We start from the raw sequence: 18,337 nt of genomic DNA, 5'->3' as shown, positions 1-18,337 counted from the left end.
CGAAAGGGCCTCAGCGAAAGCGGTCGGGCCGGTCGAGATAATCCCCGACATAGGCCTTCACCGCGTCCTCGAGCGTCGTGAAGCCGCCGTTATAGCCGGCGCGGAGCAGACGATCGACCTCGCTCTGGGTGAAATACTGGTAAGCGCCGCGGATCTGCTCGGGCATGTCGATATATTCGATGTTGGGCCTGGTGCCGAGCGCGGCATAGGCAGCCAGCATCAGGTCCTTGAAGCTGCGCGCCTTGCCGGTGCCGACGTTGAACAGGCCGGACACCGACGGCGTCGCGAGCAGCCACAGGACCACGCGCACGACGTCGTCGACATAGATGAAATCACGGCGCTGGTCGCCGTCCTCGATGCCCTCGCGATGCGACTTGAACAGCTGCACGACGCGGCCTGCCCTCACGTCGTCAAAGCGCCGCGCCAGCACGCTCATCATTGAGCCCTTGTGATATTCGTTGGGGCCGAACACGTTGAAGAATTTCAGGCCGGCCCATTGCGGCGGGAGCCGATCGCCGCGCGCCACACGTTCGGCGACAGCGAGATCGAACAGGTGCTTGCTCCAGCCGTAGAGATTCATCGGCCGCAATTTCTTCAGCGCCGAAAGCGAGGAATCGTCGTCGAAGCCTTCCGTGCCGTCGCCATAGGTCGCCGCCGAGGACGCGTAGATGAACGGCACCGCGTTCATCGTGCACCAGTCCAGCAGGCGCATCGACAGGCGGAAATTGGTCTCGACGACGAGATCACCGTCGGTCGCCGTGGTCGCGGAAATCGCCCCGAGATGGATCATGGCCTCCAGCTTGCGGCCCTTTAGCCAGTCAATCAGCTCGGTCGGGGGAACGATATCCACAAGCTGCCGCTTGGCGAGATTGCGCCACTTGCCTTCGGTTCCGAGGAGATCACAGATCACGACGTCGCTGCGACCGGCCTCGTTCAGCGCGGCCACGACATTCGATCCGATAAAACCGGCCCCGCCGGTCACCAGCAACATTCCACCTACCTGCCCGATTTTAGGTGCCCGATCCTGCCCTAGCGCATGATCCGCCAAAGTGTAAGCTGTTTTGGGATTGCTCTTCTGCCGCCTTTACCTGCCGGCCCGGAGCGGCTAACCGAGCCGCCATATCGGCACGTGTTCGGCCCTCATAACGAATGAATATTGATTCGCAACTTGGTAGTGATGCAGATCGGAGCGACACACGCCCGATCCTGATCGTCCCCTACATGTGGATCGGCGATTTCGTGCGGAATCACACCGTCGTGCGGGTCCTGAAGGAGCGCTGGCCGAATCGGCCGGTCGATCTCCTCACCACCTCCCTGTGCGCCCCGCTGGTGGACTACATGCCCGGGGTGCGCGCCGGCATCGTCTGGGATATGCCGCGCAGCCGGCTGGCCGTCGCACGCCAGTTCGGCTTGGCAGGGCTGCTGCGGAAACAGAATTACGGCACTGCCCTGGTGCTGCCCCGGACCTGGAAAGCGGCCATCGCGCCGGCACTCGCCGGTATTCCTGAACGGATCGGCTTCGTCGGCGAGCTCCGGTTCGGCCTGCTCAACCGCTGGCGCTGGGGTGAGAAGAAGCTGCCCCGCTTCATCGACAAGAACGCCGCCCTCGCCCAGCCCGACGGCGCGCCCCTGCCCGCGGAATGGCCGGTGCCGCAACTGCGCGTCCCGGCCGAACAGATCGCCCGCTGGCGCGAGGCCAATGGTCTCGGCGCCGGCGCTGCGGTGGCGCTCGCCCCGGGCTCGGTCGGCGTCTCCAAGCGCTGGACCTCTTATCCCGAAGCCGCTCGCCTGCTGGTCGAGCGCGGCCTCGAGGTCTGGGTGGTCGGCGGTCCCGCCGAAAAGGAGCTCGCCCAGGAGATCGTCGCCGCCGGCGGCCCGGGCGTCCGCGATCTCACCGGCTCGGACTTGCGCAATGGCATCCTCGCCATGGCCGCCGCCGGCGTTGCCATCTCCAACGATTCCGGCCTGATGCACATCGCAGCCGCCCTGGGCACGCCGACCATGGGCATCTTCGGTCCCACCAGCCCCTATCTCTGGGCCCCGCTGAACGGCCTCGCCGCGACACTGGTGCAGGACAAGGAAAAGCTGTCCTGCCAGCCCTGCCAGAGCACGGTCTGCAAGGTGAACGACCACCGCTGCATGCGGAATATTGCGGCAAGCGAGGTGGTGGGGATTGCGGAGAGGGTGCTGGGGGAAGCGGGAAGCGGGTGACGAACTGAGGCGATCGTGGCTCGCCCGATGATGACATCCTGCCACTGTTTTGCCCGACGAGTCAAAATTCGTTCGAAAAATCCGCAATCTCTCGAACTCTCCGCCAACTCCTTGATTTTGCTGACCCCGGCTACTGTGCATGGGGTTGTTTTCGCGGTTTTGTTTGCGACAGGCGAAAACGGCCTCAGAGCAGCGGCCGATAGACCGCGCCGATCCGCGCCGCCTCGGCATCGAGGCTGAACTTCTCGAGCACCCGCGCCCGCCCGCGCTCGCCCATCGCGATCGCCACGGCCACATCACGCATCAGCGGCTCGAGCGCCGCAGCGAGCGCGTCGGCATCTCCCGTCGGGATCAGCACGCCGGTGACACCATCCTCGACGACGAGCTCCGCCGCGCCGGCGCGCGCGGCCACGAGCGCGCTGCCCGCCGCCATCGCCTCGATCAGCGTCAGCCCAAAGCCTTCGTTGCGCGAGGTGAAGGCGTAGATGGTCAGGCGCTGATACCAGCGCTGCACTGCTTCGATCGGCAGCTCGCCGGTGATGACGACGCGCGATTGCAGGTTTGCTGCCTCGATGCGCTTCTTCAGGTCGTTGGCAAAGGGCGTCTGCTCGGCCGTGACCTGCCCGACGATGACAGCGGTGAAATCCGGATAACGCGGCAGCAGACGGCACATCGCATCGACGAACAGATCGGTGCCCTTCTGCGCCCGCACGCGGCCGAAACAGCCGATGGCGTAGCGGCCGGGCAGCGCGGCTTCCGCGAAAGCCGCAGCGCGATCGGCGGGCGGCGCGTAGACGTCGGTGTCGACGCCGTGCGGGATCACCGTCGCCTTCACCTTCAGGAACGAGGCCGAGAGATCTGACGTTGCGATGATCGCGTCCATGCGCCGGATCAGCCAGCGCGTGATCCAGCTGTGATGCCGCTGCGCCGCCGAGGTGAACACGAGCTTGAGCGGCCAGCCGAGCGCGCGCAAGCCAACGCCCGCGATCATCTCGTTGTTGCGGCGCGCATGCCAGATCACAGGCCGCGTGCGGCGCCAGAGCTTGAGGAGATCTCCGATGCTCAGGCGCGCGATCCCCGCCGGCGCGTCCGAGCCGAACCAGGCGGCGCGGTACAGCTTTGCCAGCCGCGGCGCCACCATCCGGTTGGTCGCGGTGACCCCGGAATAGCGCCTGTGCAGATTTGGCACGATCAATTCGAGATCGCCGGGGAAACCCGCCACGTCACACTCCATTTCGCAAAGTCCCTATACGCAACATTAAGCATAGTGACCAGTTCAGCTGTGCCGATACCCCCTCTTCACCACGCAAGCGCTAGCCTTGCGCGTTGATCGAAGACGGGTGAGATCATGACTGTGCTAGTCACCGGCGGCGCCGGCTATATCGGAAGTCATACGGTCCTGGCGCTGGCGGAAGCCGGCGAGGACGTCGTCGTGATCGACGATCTCTCCACCGGTTTCTCGGCCTACCTGCCCGAAGGCGTGCCGCTGTTCATCGGCGATGCCGGCGACGAGAACCTGCTCGAAGGCGTGATCGCCCAGCACGACATCGAGAGCATCATCCATTTCGCAGGCTCGGTCGTCGTGCCGGATTCGATGCGCGATCCGCTCGGCTATTACCGCAACAACTTCACCACCGCGCGCAACCTGCTCAACGTCGCGGTCAAGCGCGGCATTGGCCGTTTCATCTTTTCCTCGACCGCTGCGGTCTACGGCAATCCGGACCAGGTGCCGGTGCCCGAGCACGCGCCGACGCGGCCGCTATCGCCTTACGGCTCCTCGAAGCTGATGACCGAGATCATGCTGCACGACGTTGCAGCCGCCTACGGCATGCAATACGTGACCCTGCGTTATTTCAACGTCGCCGGCGCCGATCCGCAGGCGCGCATCGGGCTAGCCACCGTCGGCGCCACGCACCTGCTCAAGATTGCGGTTGAGGCCGCCACCGGCCAGCGCGCCAAGATTGACGTGTTCGGCACCGACTATCCGACCCCGGACGGCAGCTGCATCCGCGACTTCATCCACGTCACGGACCTGTCGCAGGCCCATCGCTCGGCACTCGCTTATCTGCGCAATGGCGGCGCCTCGTCCACGCTCAATTGCGGCTATGGCCGCGGCTATTCGGTGCTGGAGACCATCGACGCGGTGCGCCGGGTTTCGGGCCGCAGCTTCGCCGTGCAATACGCCCCGCGCCGGCCCGGCGACATCATGACCATGGTCGCCGACACCAGCCGCATCCGCAGCCTGCTCGACTGGCGGCCGCAATACGACGACCTCGAGACCATCGCAGCCCATGCGCTGGCCTGGGAGGACAAGTTGTTCCGCGAGCGCCACGGCGAGTTCCGCCACGCCGCCTCCGCCTAGAATCATCCCAAGCGCAAGCCCTTAATTGGGCTTGAAAAACCCGGCTTGAGCGGGCACAGAGGCCCATCGATCCCTGACGCGCGGGCAGGCTTTTGTCCTGCGCCGTCAATGGACACCGGATGGCCCAGTTTCCAAAGAAAATCACCGACGATCCCTACGCGGCAGCGGTCCTGATTCGCCGCCTGATCACGGAACAGGGCATCGTCTATTGGCGGCGCTATCTCGTCGCCTTCGCGCTGATGGCGCTCGCCGCCGGCGCGACCGCAGGCGCGACCTACGTGCTCGGCCAGGTCATCAACCAGGCCTATGTCGACAAGAACATCCCGGGCATCGCGATGTTCTCGGGGATCACGGTCGTTCTGCTCTTCATCAAAGGCGTGGCGACCTACGGCCACATGGTGATCCTGACCAAGATCAGCAACGCCATCCTCGCCACCAACCAGCGCCAGCTGTTCGCCAAGCTGATGCGCGAGAGCGTCGGCTTCTTTTCCGAGCGGCACTCCTCCGAATTCCTGGCGCGGCTGACCGCCGGCGCCAAGTCGATCACCGACGTCCTCAACATGCTGGTCAACGCCGTCGGGCGCGACCTCCTGATGCTGCTCGCCATGATCGGCGTGATGGTGTGGCAGGATCCGCTGATGTCGTTCATCGGCCTCGTCGCAGTGCCCCCGGCGATGCTGGTGCTGCGCAAGCTGGTCAAGCGCATCAAGGGCCTCGCCTTCAACCAGTTCACCGGCACCGCCGACATCATGGAGACGATGCAGGAATCACTTCAGGGCATCCGCACCGTCAAGGCGTTCACGCTCGAAGAGACCATGCAGAGGCGCATCGACGAGAACATCGCGGTCGTCGAACGCAACGCCAACAAGATGGCCCGCGTCGCCAACCGCTCCAACCCGCTGATGGAGATGCTGGGCGGCTTCGCCGTCGCGGGCTGCCTGATGTATGGCGGCTATGCCGTGGTCGCGCTCAACGCCACGCCCGGCGCGTTCTTCTCCTTCATGACCGCATTCCTGATGGCGACCGAGCCGGCCAAGCGGCTGGCCCGGCTCAACATCGATCTCAACAGCCAGCTCGTCGGCGCCCGTATGCTGCTCGAGGTCGTCGACAGCCCCGCGAGCGAGCAGTCCGACGATGACAAGCCGGCGCTGAAGCTGACAGATGCCCGTATCGAGCTGCGCGATGTCAGTTTCTCCTATCGCTCGGGCGAGACGGTGCTCAACCGGATGAGCTTCGTCGCGGAGCCCGGCAAGGTGACTGCGCTGGTCGGCCCCTCCGGCGGCGGCAAGTCGACCGTGCTGGGCCTGCTCCTGCGCTTCTACGAGGTGACGCTGGGCGACATCGTGATCGACGGCCAGCCGATCTCGTCGGTCTCGCGCAAATCGCTGCGCGCCCAGACCGCCTATGTCGGCCAGGACGTCTATCTGTTCCGCGACACCATCCGCAACAACATCGCCTTTGGCAAGCCGGACGCCAGCGAGGACGAGATCGTCGAGGCGGCGAAGGCGGCCTGCGTGCACGACTTCATCACAGGCTTTCCGCTCGGCTACGACACGCCCGTCGGCGAGCACGGCACCCAGCTCTCGGGCGGACAGCGCCAGCGCATTGCGGTCGCGCGCGCGCTGCTCAAGAACGCGCCGATCATCCTCCTGGACGAAGCCACTGCCGCGCTCGATTCCGAATCCGAGCGGCAGGTGCAGGAGGCGATCGAGCATCTCTGCCAGAACCGCACCACCATCGTGATCGCGCACCGCCTGCACACCATCATGCACGCAGACAGCATCCTGGTGGTCGAAGGCGGCGAGATCGTCGAGCAGGGCCGCCATGACGAGCTGCTCCGTCGCGGCGGCCGCTATGCCTCGTTCTTCCGCCTGCAGCATCACGACGCCGGCGCTCTGGCGCCGATCAGTGCAACCGCATAAAGTTCGTTCCACCTCAAGAGCAGCGAGACCCGCATGAACGCCGCCTCCTACGTCATCCCGCTTCCGCCCCAGGCTTCGCTTCCCGTCGTCGGCGAGAGCGGCCGTTATCCGGTACGCCGCATCTGGTGCGTCGGCCGCAACTATCTCGAGCACATCCGCGAGATGGGCAATGACGAGCGCGCCCCGCCGTTCTTCTTCGCCAAGCATGCCGACATGCTGGTGCCCGACGGCGCCACCATTCCCTATCCGCCTCTGACCAAGGATCTGCATCACGAGGTCGAGCTGGTCGTCGCGATGAAGAGCGGTGGACTGAACATTCCCGCCGACAAGGCTCTGGACCACGTCTACGGCTACGCCGTCGGCATCGACCTCACCCGGCGCGATCTCCAGATCGCCTCGCGCAAGAAGGAGCGCCCGTGGGAGATCGGCAAGTCGTTCGACTATTCGGCGCCCTGCTCCGCGCTGCAGGCGGCCTCGAAGATCGGTCATCCCTCCAAGGGCAAGATCTGGCTGACGGTCAACGGCAAGGAAGCGCAGAAGGGCGACCTCACCGAGTTGATCTGGAATGTGCCCGAGATCATCTGGCAGCTCTCCCAGCAGGTGAAGCTCGCCGCCGGCGACATCATCATGACCGGCACGCCCGCCGGCGTGTCGCAGCTCCAGCCTGGCGACAAGCTCGAATGCGGCGTCGACGGCATCGGCACGCTGAAGGTCAGCATCGGCCAGCCGGAATAAGGCTCGCTGCAGCTCGAACTCAGAAGGCCCCGGAATGGGGCCTTTTGCATGTCGATCGTACACGCGGTCGAGCTACCAGGCCTTTACCGGCCGATTGGCGTGGCTCGCCTGCGGCACACCGCGATTGAGCGACATGTGCGAATGCACGCACAGCCAGCCATCGCCGTTCCTCGAAAACACCATCGTCGCGCGGCCTGGGCGCGCGAACGTACTGCCATCGGGATGATAGCCCGTGCTCGTCCACGGCGCGACGACGGTTGCCATCATACCGTCCGGTGATGCCAGAACGGAGGTCTGATCGAGGACGAAACGGAAGTCGGTCGTCTTCGGCCAGACATTGTCCCATTGGGTTTTGACCCATTGATCGAGGCCGGGGATGACGTCGCTATGGGTGCCGAAGGCGAGCACGTCCGGATCGAAGAGCGGCCGCGCCGAGGCGTAATCGACCTCTCGGACATAACCCGCGAAGGTGTCCAGCCATCGGCGGAAGAACTGCGTGATCTCAGTATTCGCGGTCGGCAAAGAGGCCATCACCTGCTCCACATTCTGCAACTCAATCACGGCGATCTTTGTTGCCATGGGCCGGACGATCCAGCAAGATTTGTGCTCCGGGATCACTCGATCGCGACAGGTGTCACGTCACAGCCGGGTTCGATGCTTCGACATCGGCCGGCTCCATTTTGTGGGAGCCAGATTCATGAACCGCGTCCTTCTGCTTGCAGCCTCCCTCCTCCTCACGGGCAGCACAGCCGGCGCGCAGTCCAGTCAACCCTATGCCGGCCTTGAGAAGCGCCCCATCAAGGCGCTGTCACAGCAACAGATCGACGATCTCCGCGCCGGACGCGGTATGGGCTTGGCTCTCGCTGCGGAGCTCAATGGATATCCCGGTCCCAGCCACGTCCTCGAGCTCAGTGATCGTCTCGGCCTGACCGCCGATCAGCGCGCCGAGGTTCAACGGCTGTTCGATGCCATGAAACAGGAAGCCGTTCCGCTGGGTAACAAGCTCGTCGAGCAAGAGAGAGCGCTGGAAGACCTCTTCTCTTCCCGCAGGGTCACATCGGAAGCGCTCAAGACCAGCATTGGCGCCATTGCCGAAACTCAGGGGCAGCTCCGCGAGAGCCACCTCAAATACCACCTCTCAACCGCTGCCGTGCTCGATCAGAGCCAGATGCAGCGATATGCAGAGTTACGGGGCTATCAGCGTCCCGACGGCTCCGCAGGGCACAAGCACAAGCACCATCACTAGACAATGCCGACCGAGATCAGACGATCGCGCTAGGGCGGATCGAGATGAGGCAACGGCCGACCAAGCTTCGCTGATCCGCCCCGCGCATTTGCCTCAATTCAGTGCCGAATACACGATGAGGCCGAGGATCAAGGCCGTCAGCGAGTATTTGAGCGTGTAGTAGACGTTGCGGTTCCACTCCTTCACCTTGCGGCTGGCGAGGTGGATCTCGTAGAGCTTGCCGAACACCTTGTTGAGCACGCCGACGTGCTCACCGTCGACATTCTGGGTCGCCGACGCCTTGACGATGTGATGGCTGACCCAGCGGTTGATCGCGGTCATGAAGCCGTACTTCATCGGGCGCTCGACGTCGCAGAACAGGATGATGCGGTTGACGTCGGTCGCATTCTCGGCGCTGTGGATGAAGGTCTCGTCGAACATGAAGGCCTCGCCATCACGCCAGACGCATTCGACGCCATCGACGAGGATCCGGCACTTGTTCGAGTTCGGCGTGACCAGGCCGAGGTGATAGCGCAGAGACCCGGCGAAGGGATCACGGTGAGCGCCGAGCTTGCCGCCGGGCGGCAGCATCGCGAACATCGCGCCATGCACGCTCGGGATCGATTTGAGTAGCTCCACCGTCTTCGGGCACAGCGTGTTCGCCGACGGCAGGAAGTCGTCGTACCATTTCAGGTAGAACCGCTTCCAGCCGCTCTTGAAGAACGAGTAGAAGCCCCAATCGTTGTTCTTCGCCGCCGCGCGGATAAAACCTTCATCGAACAGGCGCACAGCTTCGTCGCGGATGGTCTCCCAGTTCTCGCGGAGGGGCTTCAGCTCCGGAAACTGATCGACCGAGATCACCGGCTTGTTCGGCACCGCCGAGCCCGCATACATCAGCACATTGTAAGGTGCGAGATAGGTCGAGTGATCGCCGAGCTGGCGCGCGAAGCGCAGCCGCTGCTTGCCGCGGAAGTGGACGTAAATCGTCGAAGCCGCAAGCACGTACAAAATGACGAGCTGCGGCGCAAAAAGCTGTTTCAACATTTCCCCAATCCCCAAGTGACCCAGCCGGGGTGTCGTGTAGCCCGACCCGGCCGGAGCGGCAAGATATTCACCGCTGGGTTGCAATCACGCCGGGGAGAGCAAGGGGATGGACTGGGGTCTAAACCGGCCGAAACGAGCCGAATCAAGCCCGCGACAGCGCCTGCAGGCCCTTGAAGGTCAGGCGCTTGGGGTCGGTGACGCCGGCGAGATAGAGGCGGCGGATGAAGGCGATGACGGCGTCGCGGTCGCAATCGGTCAGCGCGACGACGGCGTCGACCGCTATTCTCTGGGCTTCCATTGGGCTCACCTCGGCCTTACGAGTAACCCCGGCCGAGACAGGGTAGGACTTATCCGTTAAATCGGCGTTAACCGTTCAGGAACCATCGCCGATTCAGCCGCCCCGCCGTATACGCGAAAACGCGCATTGCGGGGGCATGAAGCGGCTCAACGCGCCTTGGTCCTCTGCTTCAGCAGCGCAAACTGCTTCTTCAGCCGGGGCACGGCGAAGTCGGTGAAGGCGCGCACCTTGGGCACCGAAAGCCGGCCCTGCGGGCAGATCAGATGCGCCGGCATCTCCGGATCCTCGTCGTCCGCCAGCACGATCTCGAGCTCGCGGCGCGAGACCTGCTCGGCCACTTGGTACGAATACATCCGCGCCACGCCGCGCCCGGCCACAGTGGAGGCCACTGCCGCATAGGTGCTGTTGACGACGAGCCGCGGGGTGAACTGCACGGTGCGCGGCGCCGATGAGCCCGGCTGCGGCGCAAAGGTCCAGGAATTGGGCAGATGCGCCATCGCGACGATCTGGTGTTTGGCGAGATCGCCCGGCTCGGTGATGCGCGGATGTTGTTTCAGGTAGCGGGGAGCTGCCACCACGACGCGGCTGATCCCGCCGACCCGCATCGCCACCATCGCCGAATCCGCCAGCGGACCGATGCGAAGCGCGATATCGACGCCTTCCTCGATCAGATTGACCGCACGGTCGAACAGCAGGAGTTTTGCCGATACGGTCGGATAGGCGTCGAGAAACGTGTCGAGGATCGGCCGCAGTACCATCTCGCCGGAGACCACCGGAGCGGTGATCGTGAGCAGACCACGCGGAGCCGTGCGCGGTCCGGCCGCGATGTCCTCGGCCTCCTCCAGATCGGTGAGCACGCGGCGGCAGATCGCGACATAACGCTCGCCTTCCTCGCTCAGCTTAATCGAGCGTGTCGTCCGGTGCAGCAGCTCGGCGCCGACCCGCTGCTCCAGAAAGGCGATGGCGCGGCTCACCGCAGCCGGCGATCGGCCGAGCTTGCGTCCTGCGGCAGCCAAGCTGCCCTCGTCCACCGCAAGGACAAACACCTTCATCGCGTCCAGACGATCCATGCGCTCGCCGCAGCCCCCTGAGATTTCGGCTGAAAGCTAGGCGTTTGCGCCGGCTGCGACAACCTCCGCAAGGATCGATCCGGCATTCGTTCGCGTCGCGAAAGAGTGTCTGCCGGGCAGCGGATATTCGCAAGCAAGCCGCCGCAGCGTACCTCAACGCCCAAGCCAGCCGCCGCTGGCGCAGGTTTTCAAGCCAACAACAGGAGCCCGTCATGGGTATCGAGCAGAAGGTCGCCATCATCACCGGTGCATCGCAGGGTATCGGCGCCGCCCTGGTCCAGGGTTTTCGCGATCGCAACTATCGCGTCGTCGCAACGGCGCGCTCCATCAAGCCGTCGGGTGACGACGACGTCCTCGCCGTTGCAGGCGACATCGCCGAGCGGTCCACCGCAGAGCGCGTGGTGTCGCAAGCGATCGCCCGCTTCGGCCGAGTCGACACGCTGGTCAACAACGCGGGCATCTTCGTCGCAAAACCGTTTACCCAGTACACGGCCGAGGACTATGCCGCAGCTATGGGCACCAATGTCGCGGGCTTCTTCAACATCACGCAGCTTGCCATCGCCGAAATGGAGAAGCAGGGGTCTGGCCACGTCGTCCAAATCACGACGACGCTGGTCGATCAGGCCAATTCGAATGTGCCCTCGGTGCTGGCCTCGCTGAGCAAGGGCGGGCTGAACGCCGCGACCAAGTCGCTCGCGATCGAATACGCCAGGCGCGGCATCCGCGTGAATGCGGTGTCGCCCGGCATCATCAAGTCGCCGATGCACCCGATCGCGACGCATGCCCAGCTCGACGCACTGCACCCGGTCGGCCATATGGGGGAGATGTCTGACATCGTCGATGCCGTGCTCTATCTCGAGGGCGCCTCCTTTGTCACCGGCGAAATTCTGCATGTCGACGGCGGCCAGAGCGCCGGCCACTGAGCGGAGGAGAACGACAATGCCCATCGTCACCATTCAAGTGACCCGCGACGGAACGGCGCCGGGTGCGGCGTCGCTCACGGCGGAGGAGAAGGCCGCACTGATCAAGGGCTCGAGCGAGCTGCTGCGCGACGTGCTCGGCAAGCCGCTCGAGTCCACCTTCGTCGTGATCGAGGAGGTCGACACCGACAATTGGGGCTGGGGCGGCCTGCCCGTGCAGGAATTCCGCCGCCACCGCGCCGCCCAGGCAGGATGATCTGCACGCCGTCGCGCGCAAGAGGATGACATGACCTCGGCACGATCGTCAGCCCGCTCGTCACCGGCCATCTCGGCGACCGCTCGGGTTTTGGTCCCGCCCTTCGCGCGGCATTCCTGATCGAGGCCGCGGCCGTGCTGTTGCGACCGCCAGCACCGCGCCGCTGTCGCTGATCGTGTTGAGCGTGGTGGTCGGCGGCTTCACGCCGGCCATCGTGATGCTGGTGCTCGGACGCATCCACGAGTTCGTGCCTAATTCGACCGAACAGCAGCGCACGACCTGGAGCTACGCCACCACAAGCTTTGCGCTGTTTCAGGCGGCCGCCGCTTACGGCTTCTCCTGGATCGATGCGCAAACCGGCGGAGACTATCTCGTCCTGTTCGGCCTCGGCGGCGGTGCGGTGGTGCTGGCACTGGCAATCGATCTCGGCCGCGCCCTGATCGTTGCGCGCAGATCCTGCGTGCGATGATGGCAGGCGAGCTGCATCACCTGGCACTGGGCTTTGCCATGCTTTGAGCAAGCGACCTCAGCAACTCGGTTTGCTTCAGGACCAACTCACATTGCTTTCGCGCATGCGTGCCCGACAGCTCAACCAACTCTGCCAGAGTCTTTGCACGCCCTAGCTCCCGCGCATACTCCAAGGTCGCGCCTGCATTGACCTTCATCAGTTCGAGCACGACGGTGCGACACTCGGCTGCCGTCCCAATCGCGTCGATGAGATCGCTTTCCACGACGACGGTTTCATTGGCCTCTGATGTCACACTGGCCAGCCGTGATTTTGCGAGGTCGTTGGCGAAGTTGAGCGTAGCGCTCATGCCAAAGCGCAGGCTTGATATCCCTTAGCCATGTCCACGATGAGATCAGTGCTGCTCGAAGGTTCAGGTCTTGCAACGATGACGCTGGCCGCTTCTTGTACCGGAACAGTCATCGGAGCAGGCGCTTCTTGCGCAATCTGCGGCGCATCTTGGGGGAAGACGGCGACTGAGCCCTGCGGCATGGCCAAGCCCTCGTCGACCGCACGGCTCACTTCCTCCGCCAGTTCCAGCAGCGAGCGACGCCCGGTGCGTGCAACGTCAGCAGGCAGCTTTGAGCGCGCCTTTCCCATAATCATCCGACTCCTCGGCCAAGTGCGCCGCGATCCAACCCCACAAACTTACAATTTCGTCCGAAGCTTTGTCCGCCGGTGCGAACTCCGTCACGCCCAACCCTGCTCCGAGTGCATCCTGGTGATCGTTACGCTGCGCAATAAACGGGAGTGCAAGCACGCCGAGCGAGCTTAGCGATGTGGCAGCTTCGCTCAGCCGGCACCCTCGCGTCGGTGTCTGATTGAGGATAAAGGCAAATCGGCGGTTGAGTCTGCGAATGGCGATCAGTGTAGGAATTGCGGCTTCGATATCGGCCGGGCTCGGGCGCGCCGGGATGAGACAGAGATCGGCGCAGGCGATGACGCGCATCGCCAGGCTGTTGGTCGTGGCAGCTGTGTCGATGATGGCAAGCGAGACGCCTTCGGCCTTCAGGCGCGCGATCAACGGTTCGATCTCGGCAGGATCGGCAACGCGCTCGACGCGGGGGTAGGGATGATCGCGGCGCTCTTTCCATTTCGAGATCGTACCTTGCGCGTCCGCCTCAATGAGAGCCACGCGCTCAGCGCGCTGCATTGCTGCCACCGCCAGTCCAACGGACAGCGTACTCTTGCCGCTTCCGCCTTTTTGCGTGACCAGGGCAAGGACGTGCATGTCCTGCGCTCCCCTTAGATGGCAACGACGCGGAACTCAGACGTTGCCGGAAATAAACTTCTTGCAGCGCAAAAAATACTACCGCAAGTCGCGATTCGTCTCAAGCGAACGCGAGGCTATCCCGGTATCCTACGTAGCAAGATCAGGAATACTGCATCACGCCATCGTCGATCCGACCGAAGCGCAACGAGACGATGTCGAGCGCGTAGTTCTGGTGGAGCCGCCAGGGCCGCTTCGAGCCCTGCTTCGGCATTTTGGCGATCGAGCGCTGCACGTAGCCCGAGGTGAAATCGAGCGAAGGCTGTGCGGTGATGGTGGGATCATCGTTGTGCGGCATGCACTGGCGGAAATTGTGCCGGTCCATGTAATTGATGAGGCGGCAGACATATTCGCAGGTGAGGTCGCATTTCAGCGTCCAGGACGCGTTGGTGTAGCCGAAGGCCGAGGCCATGTTCGGCACGTCGGCATACATCATGCCCTTGTAGGTCAGCGTGTTGGCGAAATCGACGGAGCGGCCGTCGACGCTGACCTCGAGGCCACCGGCGACCTGGAGCACCAGCCCGGTCGCCGTCACGATGATGTCGGCCGCCAGCTCGCGGCCGTCCTTCAGGCGGATGCCGTCATGCGTGAAGGTGTCGATCTCGCTGGTGACGACGCTGGCGCGCTGCTCGCGGATCGCTTTGAAGAGGTCGCCGTCGGGCACGAGGCACAGCCGCTGGTCCCAGGGATTGTAGCGCGGCGTGAAGTGGGTCGCGACGTCGTAGTCCGGGCCGAGCGCGATCCTCACGCCCTTGAGGATGAGATCCTTCACCTTCGCCGGTCTGCGCCGGCTGAGCTGGAAGAAGAACATCCCCCACATCACGTTGCGCCAGCGGATCAGGTGATAGGCGAACTTCGCCGGCAGGTTGCGGCGCAGCTTGTTGGCGACGGGATCCTGCGCCGGCCGCGACACCACATAGGTCGGCGAGCGCTGCAGCATGGTGACCTGCTCCGCCTGCTTGGCGAGCTCCGGCACCAGCGTTACCGCTGTCGCGCCCGAGCCGATCACGACGACACGCTTGCCCGCGTAGTCGATGTCCTCGGTCCATTTCTGCGGATGCACGATGCGGCCGGCGAAATCAGCGGCGCCCTTGAACTCCGGCGTATAGCCCGCTTCGTATTTGTAATAGCCTGAGCACATGAATAGAAAGTTGCAGGTGAAGCGCACCAGCTCGGTCGCGCCCTCGCCCGTGATGCGCTCGGCCTCGACGGTCCAGCGCGCATCCGGCGTCGACCACGCCGCGCGCTTGACGCGGTGGTGGAAGCGGATGTGCTTGTCGATGCCGTTCTCGCTAGCAGTCTCGCGCACGTAGTTCAGGATCTGCGGCCCGTCGGCGATCGCCTTCGGATCGGTCCACGGCTTGAACGAATAGCCGAGGGTGAACATGTCGCTGTCAGAGCGGATGCCGGGATAGCGGAAGAGGTCCCAGGTGCCGCCGATGCAATCGCGTCCCTCGAGGATGACGTAGCTCTTGGCCGGACACTTGGTCTGCAGATGATAGCCGGCGCCGATGCCTGATAGCCCGGCGCCGACGATCAGCACGTCGAAATGTTCTTGTTGCATGGTTTCCTCCGCCGGGGCGGATTGTCCGCCTGCCGCTGCTGGCCGTCAATCGGCAATCAACGTGCCGCAACTGCAAAGCGAGTTGAATTCCATGTCCCGAAACAACAATGCCCCGGATCGCTCCGGGGCTTTGCGTCGATGGTTGGTCGAACCGGTGGCTCAGTAGCGGTAGTGGTCCGATTTGTACGGGCCTTCCTGCTTCACACCGATATAGTCGGCCTGGTCCTTGCGGAGCTCGGTGAGCTTGACGCCGATCTTGGAGAGGTGCAGGCGGGCGACCTTCTCGTCGAGCGTCTTGGGCAGCACGTAGACCTTCTTCTCGTACTTGCCGTCCTTGTTGTTGGCGAACAGCTCGATCTGCGCCAGCGTCTGGTTGGTGAAGGACGCCGACATCACGAAGGACGGATGGCCCATCGCGTTGCCGAGGTTCACGAGGCGGCCCTCCGACAGCAGGATGATGCGGTGCTTGTCGGGGAACTCGATCTCGTCGACCTGCGGCTTGATGTTGGTCCACTTCAGATTGCGCAGAGACGCGATCTGGATCTCGTTGTCAAAGTGGCCGATGTTGCAGACGATGGCGCGATCCTTCATCGCGCGCATGTGCTCGATGGTGATGATGTCCTTGTTGCCGGTGGCGGTGACGAAGATGTCGGCCCGCGGCGCGGCGTCTTCCATGGTCACGACCTCGTAGCCTTCCATCGCCGCCTGCAGCGCGCAGATCGGATCAACCTCGGAGACCATGACGCGGCAGCCGGCCTGGCGCAGCGAGGCGGCCGAGCCCTTGCCGACGTCGCCGAAGCCGGCGACCATCGCTACCTTGCCCGACAGCATCACGTCGGTGCCGCGGCGGATGCCGTCGACCAGCGATTCACGGCAGCCATAGAGGTTGTCGAACTTCGACTTGGTGACGCTGTCGTTGACGTTGATGGCCGGCCACAGCAGCGTGCCCGCTTTCTGCATGTCATAGAGACGATGCACGCCGGTGGTGGTCTCTTCGGAGACGCCCTTGATGCTGTTGGCGATCCCCGCGAAGTAGCCCTTCGGCTTTTCCTTGAGCTGCTTCTTCAGAAGCGCGAAGAATACTTCCTCTTCCTCGGAGCCGGGCTTGTCGAGGAAGGCGGTGTCGCCGTTCTCCGCGCGCAGACCGAGATGGACATACATGGTGGCGTCACCGCCGTCATCGAGGATCATGTTCGGGTGACCGCCGCCGTGCCAGTCGAACAGCTTGGCGGTGTAGTCCCAGTACTCGGTCAGCGTCTCGCCTTTGACGGCGAAGACGGGAATGCCGGCGGCGGCGATCGCAGCGGCAGCGTGATCCTGCGTCGAATAGATGTTGCAGGAGACCCAGCGGATGTCGGCGCCGAGCGCGGCGAGCGTCTCGATCAACACGCCGGTCTGGATCGTCATGTGCAGCGAGCCGGCGATGCGCGCGCCCTTCAGCGGCTGCTTCGGGCCGTACTCCTCGCGGGTGGCCATCAGGCCAGGCATCTCGGTCTCGGCCAGCGAGAGCTCCTTGCGGCCGAAATCGGCGAGCGAAATGTCCTTGACGATGTAATCGGTGAAGCCGGGCTTCGCGTTCATGGCGAGTGTCCTGTTGTTGAACTCGTCATTCCGGGGCACTTCCAAGAGGCGAACCCGGAATCTCGACGTGATAGATGAGGATCCCGGGGTCGCTCGCGTACGCGCCCCGGGATGTCGCGTTTATTAGAGCGCGCGCTTGAGCTGCTCGACGAGGTCGGTCTTCTCCCAGGAGAAGCCGCCCTCGTTGTCGGGCGTGCGGCCGAAATGGCCGTAGGCCGAGGTGCGCGCGTAGATCGGCCGGTTGAGATCGAGATGGGTCCGGATGCCGCGCGGGGTGAGGTCCATCGCCTTGGCGGCGGCCTTCTCGAGCTGGTCTTCCGAAACCTTACCGGTGCCGTGGGTGTCAATGTAGATCGACAGCGGGCGCGCCACGCCGATGGCGTAGGCGAGCTGCAGGGTGCAGCGGTCGGCAAGACCGGCGGCGACGATGTTCTTGGCGACGTAGCGCGCAGCATAGGCCGCGGAGCGGTCGACCTTGGTCGGATCCTTGCCGGAGAACGCGCCGCCGCCGTGCGGGGCCGCACCGCCATAGGTGTCGACGATGATCTTGCGGCCGGTCAGGCCGGAATCGCCGTCGGGACCGCCGATGTAGAACTTGCCGGTGGGGTTGATGTGCCAGATCGTCTTCGCGGTGATCCAGTCCTTCGGCAGCGCCTCGCGCACATAGGGCTCGACGATCTCGCGAACCTGGTTCGAGCTGAGGTCGGGAACCAGATGCTGGTGCGACACGACGATCTCGCGCACGCCGACCGGCTTGCCGTTCTCGTACTGCACGGTGACCTGGCTCTTGGAGTCCGGACCCAGCACCTTCTCCTTGCCGGAGTGGCGGGCTTCCGAGATCAGGCGCAGGATCTTGTGGGCGTAGAAGATCGGCGCCGGCATCAGATCGGGCGTCTCGTTGGTGGCGTAGCCGAACATGATGCCCTGGTCGCCCGCGCCTTCTTCCTTGACCTCGCCCGGCTGCAGCGCATCGACGCCCTGGGCGATGTCGGCCGATTGCGGATGCAGGAGGATCTCGATGTCGCAGGTCTTCCAGTGGAAGCCTTCCTGCTCGTAGCCGATGTCCTTGATCGCGCCGCGCACGACGCTCTCGATCTGCTCGTTGGTCACCGACTTCGGGCCGCGGGTCTCGCCGGCGATCACCACCTTGTTGGTGGTCGCGAGCGTCTCGCAGGCGGCGCGGATTTGCCAGGGGTCGATGCCCGCCTTAGGCCCTTCACGGTAGAACAGGTCGACGATCTCATCGGAGATCCGGTCACAGACCTTGTCCGGATGGCCCTCGGACACGGACTCGCTGGTGAAGAGATAGGACGCGCGCATCAGTAACCCCTTGTTCCGCCGCTAGCCGGCGGGCGTTTGCGATGTTTACTTTTG

Annotated in this window: 20 protein-coding genes; 8 read left to right on the top strand and 12 right to left on the bottom strand. The window is 64.1% G+C overall.

Annotated elements, in window-relative coordinates:
• Positions 1-10: 10 nt before the first annotated feature.
• Positions 11-991, bottom strand: coding sequence for an ADP-glyceromanno-heptose 6-epimerase (gene rfaD, locus I6F36_RS25780; protein ID WP_225135846.1), 981 nt, complete (start codon positions 989-991; stop codon positions 11-13).
• A gap of 158 nt (positions 992-1,149) precedes the next feature.
• Between rfaD and waaF the strand changes: the two genes are divergently transcribed.
• A complete protein-coding gene (gene waaF, locus I6F36_RS25775; protein WP_225135844.1) occupies positions 1,150-2,211 on the top strand; it encodes a lipopolysaccharide heptosyltransferase II in 1,062 nt (353 codons plus the stop codon).
• Between the two features lie 184 nt (positions 2,212-2,395).
• Here waaF and I6F36_RS25770 read toward each other — a convergent pair whose 3' ends face one another.
• Positions 2,396-3,433 carry a glycosyltransferase family 4 protein gene (locus I6F36_RS25770; protein WP_225135842.1) on the bottom strand — a complete coding sequence of 346 codons (1,038 nt, stop codon included), beginning with the start codon at positions 3,431-3,433 and terminating at the stop codon, positions 2,396-2,398.
• 126 nt (positions 3,434-3,559) lie between these two features.
• Between I6F36_RS25770 and galE the strand changes: the two genes are divergently transcribed.
• The 3 genes from galE to I6F36_RS25755 all read left to right on the top strand — a co-directional run bounded on the left by galE (position 3,560) and on the right by I6F36_RS25755 (position 7,230).
• Positions 3,560-4,573, top strand: a complete 1,014-nt coding sequence (gene galE, locus I6F36_RS25765) for a UDP-glucose 4-epimerase GalE (RefSeq protein ID WP_225135840.1) — start codon at positions 3,560-3,562, stop codon at positions 4,571-4,573.
• A gap of 119 nt (positions 4,574-4,692) precedes the next feature.
• Positions 4,693-6,495 (top strand): ABC transporter ATP-binding protein, encoded by a 1,803-nt coding sequence (locus I6F36_RS25760; protein WP_225135838.1) that lies wholly within the window; start codon positions 4,693-4,695, stop codon positions 6,493-6,495.
• A gap of 33 nt (positions 6,496-6,528) precedes the next feature.
• Positions 6,529-7,230 (top strand): fumarylacetoacetate hydrolase family protein, encoded by a 702-nt coding sequence (locus I6F36_RS25755; RefSeq protein ID WP_225135836.1) that lies wholly within the window; start codon positions 6,529-6,531, stop codon positions 7,228-7,230.
• Positions 7,231-7,302: 72 nt separating this feature from the next.
• Here the strand turns inward: I6F36_RS25755 and I6F36_RS25750 are convergent, their stop codons facing one another.
• Positions 7,303-7,761, bottom strand: a complete 459-nt coding sequence (locus tag I6F36_RS25750) for a nuclear transport factor 2 family protein (protein WP_036015790.1) — start codon at positions 7,759-7,761, stop codon at positions 7,303-7,305.
• Positions 7,762-7,927: 166 nt separating this feature from the next.
• On the opposite strand from I6F36_RS25750, the gene I6F36_RS25745 reads away from it, so the two are divergent.
• Positions 7,928-8,476, top strand: a complete 549-nt coding sequence (locus tag I6F36_RS25745) for a Spy/CpxP family protein refolding chaperone (RefSeq protein WP_036015773.1) — start codon at positions 7,928-7,930, stop codon at positions 8,474-8,476.
• A gap of 93 nt (positions 8,477-8,569) precedes the next feature.
• Here I6F36_RS25745 and I6F36_RS25740 read toward each other — a convergent pair whose 3' ends face one another.
• From I6F36_RS25740 to I6F36_RS25730, 3 genes are all read right to left on the bottom strand, one after another.
• A complete protein-coding gene (locus I6F36_RS25740; protein ID WP_036043270.1) occupies positions 8,570-9,499 on the bottom strand; it encodes an aspartyl/asparaginyl beta-hydroxylase domain-containing protein in 930 nt (309 codons plus the stop codon).
• 142 nt (positions 9,500-9,641) lie between these two features.
• Complete coding sequence (locus I6F36_RS25735) at positions 9,642-9,797, bottom strand: hypothetical protein (protein WP_007612486.1); 156 nt, start codon at positions 9,795-9,797, stop codon at positions 9,642-9,644.
• Positions 9,798-9,943: 146 nt separating this feature from the next.
• A complete protein-coding gene (locus I6F36_RS25730; RefSeq protein WP_225135834.1) occupies positions 9,944-10,867 on the bottom strand; it encodes a LysR family transcriptional regulator in 924 nt (307 codons plus the stop codon).
• Positions 10,868-11,079: 212 nt separating this feature from the next.
• On the opposite strand from I6F36_RS25730, the gene I6F36_RS25725 reads away from it, so the two are divergent.
• The 3 genes from I6F36_RS25725 to I6F36_RS25715 all read left to right on the top strand — a co-directional run bounded on the left by I6F36_RS25725 (position 11,080) and on the right by I6F36_RS25715 (position 12,512).
• On the top strand, positions 11,080-11,790 hold the full coding sequence (locus I6F36_RS25725) for an SDR family NAD(P)-dependent oxidoreductase (RefSeq protein WP_225172430.1): 711 nt from the start codon (positions 11,080-11,082) through the stop codon (positions 11,788-11,790).
• Between the two features lie 16 nt (positions 11,791-11,806).
• Positions 11,807-12,043 carry a 4-oxalocrotonate tautomerase family protein gene (locus I6F36_RS25720; RefSeq protein ID WP_225135829.1) on the top strand — a complete coding sequence of 79 codons (237 nt, stop codon included), beginning with the start codon at positions 11,807-11,809 and terminating at the stop codon, positions 12,041-12,043.
• A 184-nt stretch (positions 12,044-12,227) separates the two neighbouring features.
• A complete protein-coding gene (locus I6F36_RS25715) occupies positions 12,228-12,512 on the top strand; it encodes a YbfB/YjiJ family MFS transporter (RefSeq protein ID WP_346656676.1) in 285 nt (94 codons plus the stop codon).
• 16 nt (positions 12,513-12,528) lie between these two features.
• Here I6F36_RS25715 and I6F36_RS25710 read toward each other — a convergent pair whose 3' ends face one another.
• The 6 genes from I6F36_RS25710 to metK form a co-directional block, all read right to left on the bottom strand.
• Complete coding sequence (locus I6F36_RS25710; protein ID WP_225172429.1) at positions 12,529-12,858, bottom strand: phasin family protein; 330 nt, start codon at positions 12,856-12,858, stop codon at positions 12,529-12,531.
• A complete protein-coding gene (locus tag I6F36_RS25705; protein WP_225172428.1) occupies positions 12,855-13,148 on the bottom strand; it encodes a hypothetical protein in 294 nt (97 codons plus the stop codon). The genes I6F36_RS25710 and I6F36_RS25705 overlap by 4 nt, the downstream gene beginning before the upstream one ends.
• On the bottom strand, positions 13,117-13,779 hold the full coding sequence (locus tag I6F36_RS25700; protein WP_225135825.1) for a ParA family protein: 663 nt from the start codon (positions 13,777-13,779) through the stop codon (positions 13,117-13,119). The genes I6F36_RS25705 and I6F36_RS25700 overlap by 32 nt, the downstream gene beginning before the upstream one ends.
• Before the next feature lie 142 nt (positions 13,780-13,921).
• Positions 13,922-15,382 carry an NAD(P)/FAD-dependent oxidoreductase gene (locus tag I6F36_RS25695; protein WP_225135823.1) on the bottom strand — a complete coding sequence of 487 codons (1,461 nt, stop codon included), beginning with the start codon at positions 15,380-15,382 and terminating at the stop codon, positions 13,922-13,924.
• A gap of 159 nt (positions 15,383-15,541) precedes the next feature.
• Positions 15,542-16,963: an adenosylhomocysteinase gene (gene ahcY / locus I6F36_RS25690; protein WP_036015760.1), complete on the bottom strand. Its 1,422-nt coding sequence runs from the start codon at positions 16,961-16,963 to the stop codon at positions 15,542-15,544.
• A 123-nt stretch (positions 16,964-17,086) separates the two neighbouring features.
• On the bottom strand, positions 17,087-18,283 hold the full coding sequence (metK, locus tag I6F36_RS25685; protein ID WP_128266405.1) for a methionine adenosyltransferase: 1,197 nt from the start codon (positions 18,281-18,283) through the stop codon (positions 17,087-17,089).
• Positions 18,284-18,337 lie beyond the last annotated feature (54 nt).

It is taken from the genome of Bradyrhizobium sp. BRP19 (assembly GCF_020194195.1).
In the GTDB taxonomy this organism is placed as follows: Bacteria; Pseudomonadota; Alphaproteobacteria; order Rhizobiales; family Xanthobacteraceae; genus Bradyrhizobium; species Bradyrhizobium yuanmingense.
Note: the sequence above shows the minus strand (reverse complement) of the source record. Positions and strands in the feature narration are given on the sequence as shown.

Excerpts from the sequence above, each read along its gene's own strand:
- I6F36_RS25735 (WP_007612486.1), bottom strand. The coding sequence starts at position 9,797 with ATGGAAGCCCAGAGAATAGCGGTCGACGCCGTCGTCGCGCTGACCGAT.
- galE (WP_225135840.1), top strand. The coding sequence starts at position 3,560 with ATGACTGTGCTAGTCACCGGCGGCGCCGGCTATATCGGAAGTCATACG.
- ahcY (WP_036015760.1), bottom strand. The coding sequence starts at position 16,963 with ATGAACGCGAAGCCCGGCTTCACCGATTACATCGTCAAGGACATTTCG.
- I6F36_RS25755 (WP_225135836.1), top strand. The coding sequence starts at position 6,529 with ATGAACGCCGCCTCCTACGTCATCCCGCTTCCGCCCCAGGCTTCGCTT.
- metK (WP_128266405.1), bottom strand. The coding sequence starts at position 18,283 with ATGCGCGCGTCCTATCTCTTCACCAGCGAGTCCGTGTCCGAGGGCCAT.
- I6F36_RS25740 (WP_036043270.1), bottom strand. The coding sequence starts at position 9,499 with ATGTTGAAACAGCTTTTTGCGCCGCAGCTCGTCATTTTGTACGTGCTT.
- I6F36_RS25705 (WP_225172428.1), bottom strand. The coding sequence starts at position 13,148 with ATGGGAAAGGCGCGCTCAAAGCTGCCTGCTGACGTTGCACGCACCGGG.
- I6F36_RS25720 (WP_225135829.1), top strand. The coding sequence starts at position 11,807 with ATGCCCATCGTCACCATTCAAGTGACCCGCGACGGAACGGCGCCGGGT.
- I6F36_RS25725 (WP_225172430.1), top strand. The coding sequence starts at position 11,080 with ATGGGTATCGAGCAGAAGGTCGCCATCATCACCGGTGCATCGCAGGGT.
- waaF (WP_225135844.1), top strand. The coding sequence starts at position 1,150 with ATGAATATTGATTCGCAACTTGGTAGTGATGCAGATCGGAGCGACACA.
- I6F36_RS25760 (WP_225135838.1), top strand. The coding sequence starts at position 4,693 with ATGGCCCAGTTTCCAAAGAAAATCACCGACGATCCCTACGCGGCAGCG.
- I6F36_RS25745 (WP_036015773.1), top strand. The coding sequence starts at position 7,928 with ATGAACCGCGTCCTTCTGCTTGCAGCCTCCCTCCTCCTCACGGGCAGC.
- I6F36_RS25710 (WP_225172429.1), bottom strand. The coding sequence starts at position 12,858 with ATGAGCGCTACGCTCAACTTCGCCAACGACCTCGCAAAATCACGGCTG.
- I6F36_RS25730 (WP_225135834.1), bottom strand. The coding sequence starts at position 10,867 with ATGGATCGTCTGGACGCGATGAAGGTGTTTGTCCTTGCGGTGGACGAG.
- I6F36_RS25695 (WP_225135823.1), bottom strand. The coding sequence starts at position 15,382 with ATGCAACAAGAACATTTCGACGTGCTGATCGTCGGCGCCGGGCTATCA.
- I6F36_RS25700 (WP_225135825.1), bottom strand. The coding sequence starts at position 13,779 with ATGCACGTCCTTGCCCTGGTCACGCAAAAAGGCGGAAGCGGCAAGAGT.
- I6F36_RS25750 (WP_036015790.1), bottom strand. The coding sequence starts at position 7,761 with ATGGCCTCTTTGCCGACCGCGAATACTGAGATCACGCAGTTCTTCCGC.
- rfaD (WP_225135846.1), bottom strand. The coding sequence starts at position 991 with ATGTTGCTGGTGACCGGCGGGGCCGGTTTTATCGGATCGAATGTCGTG.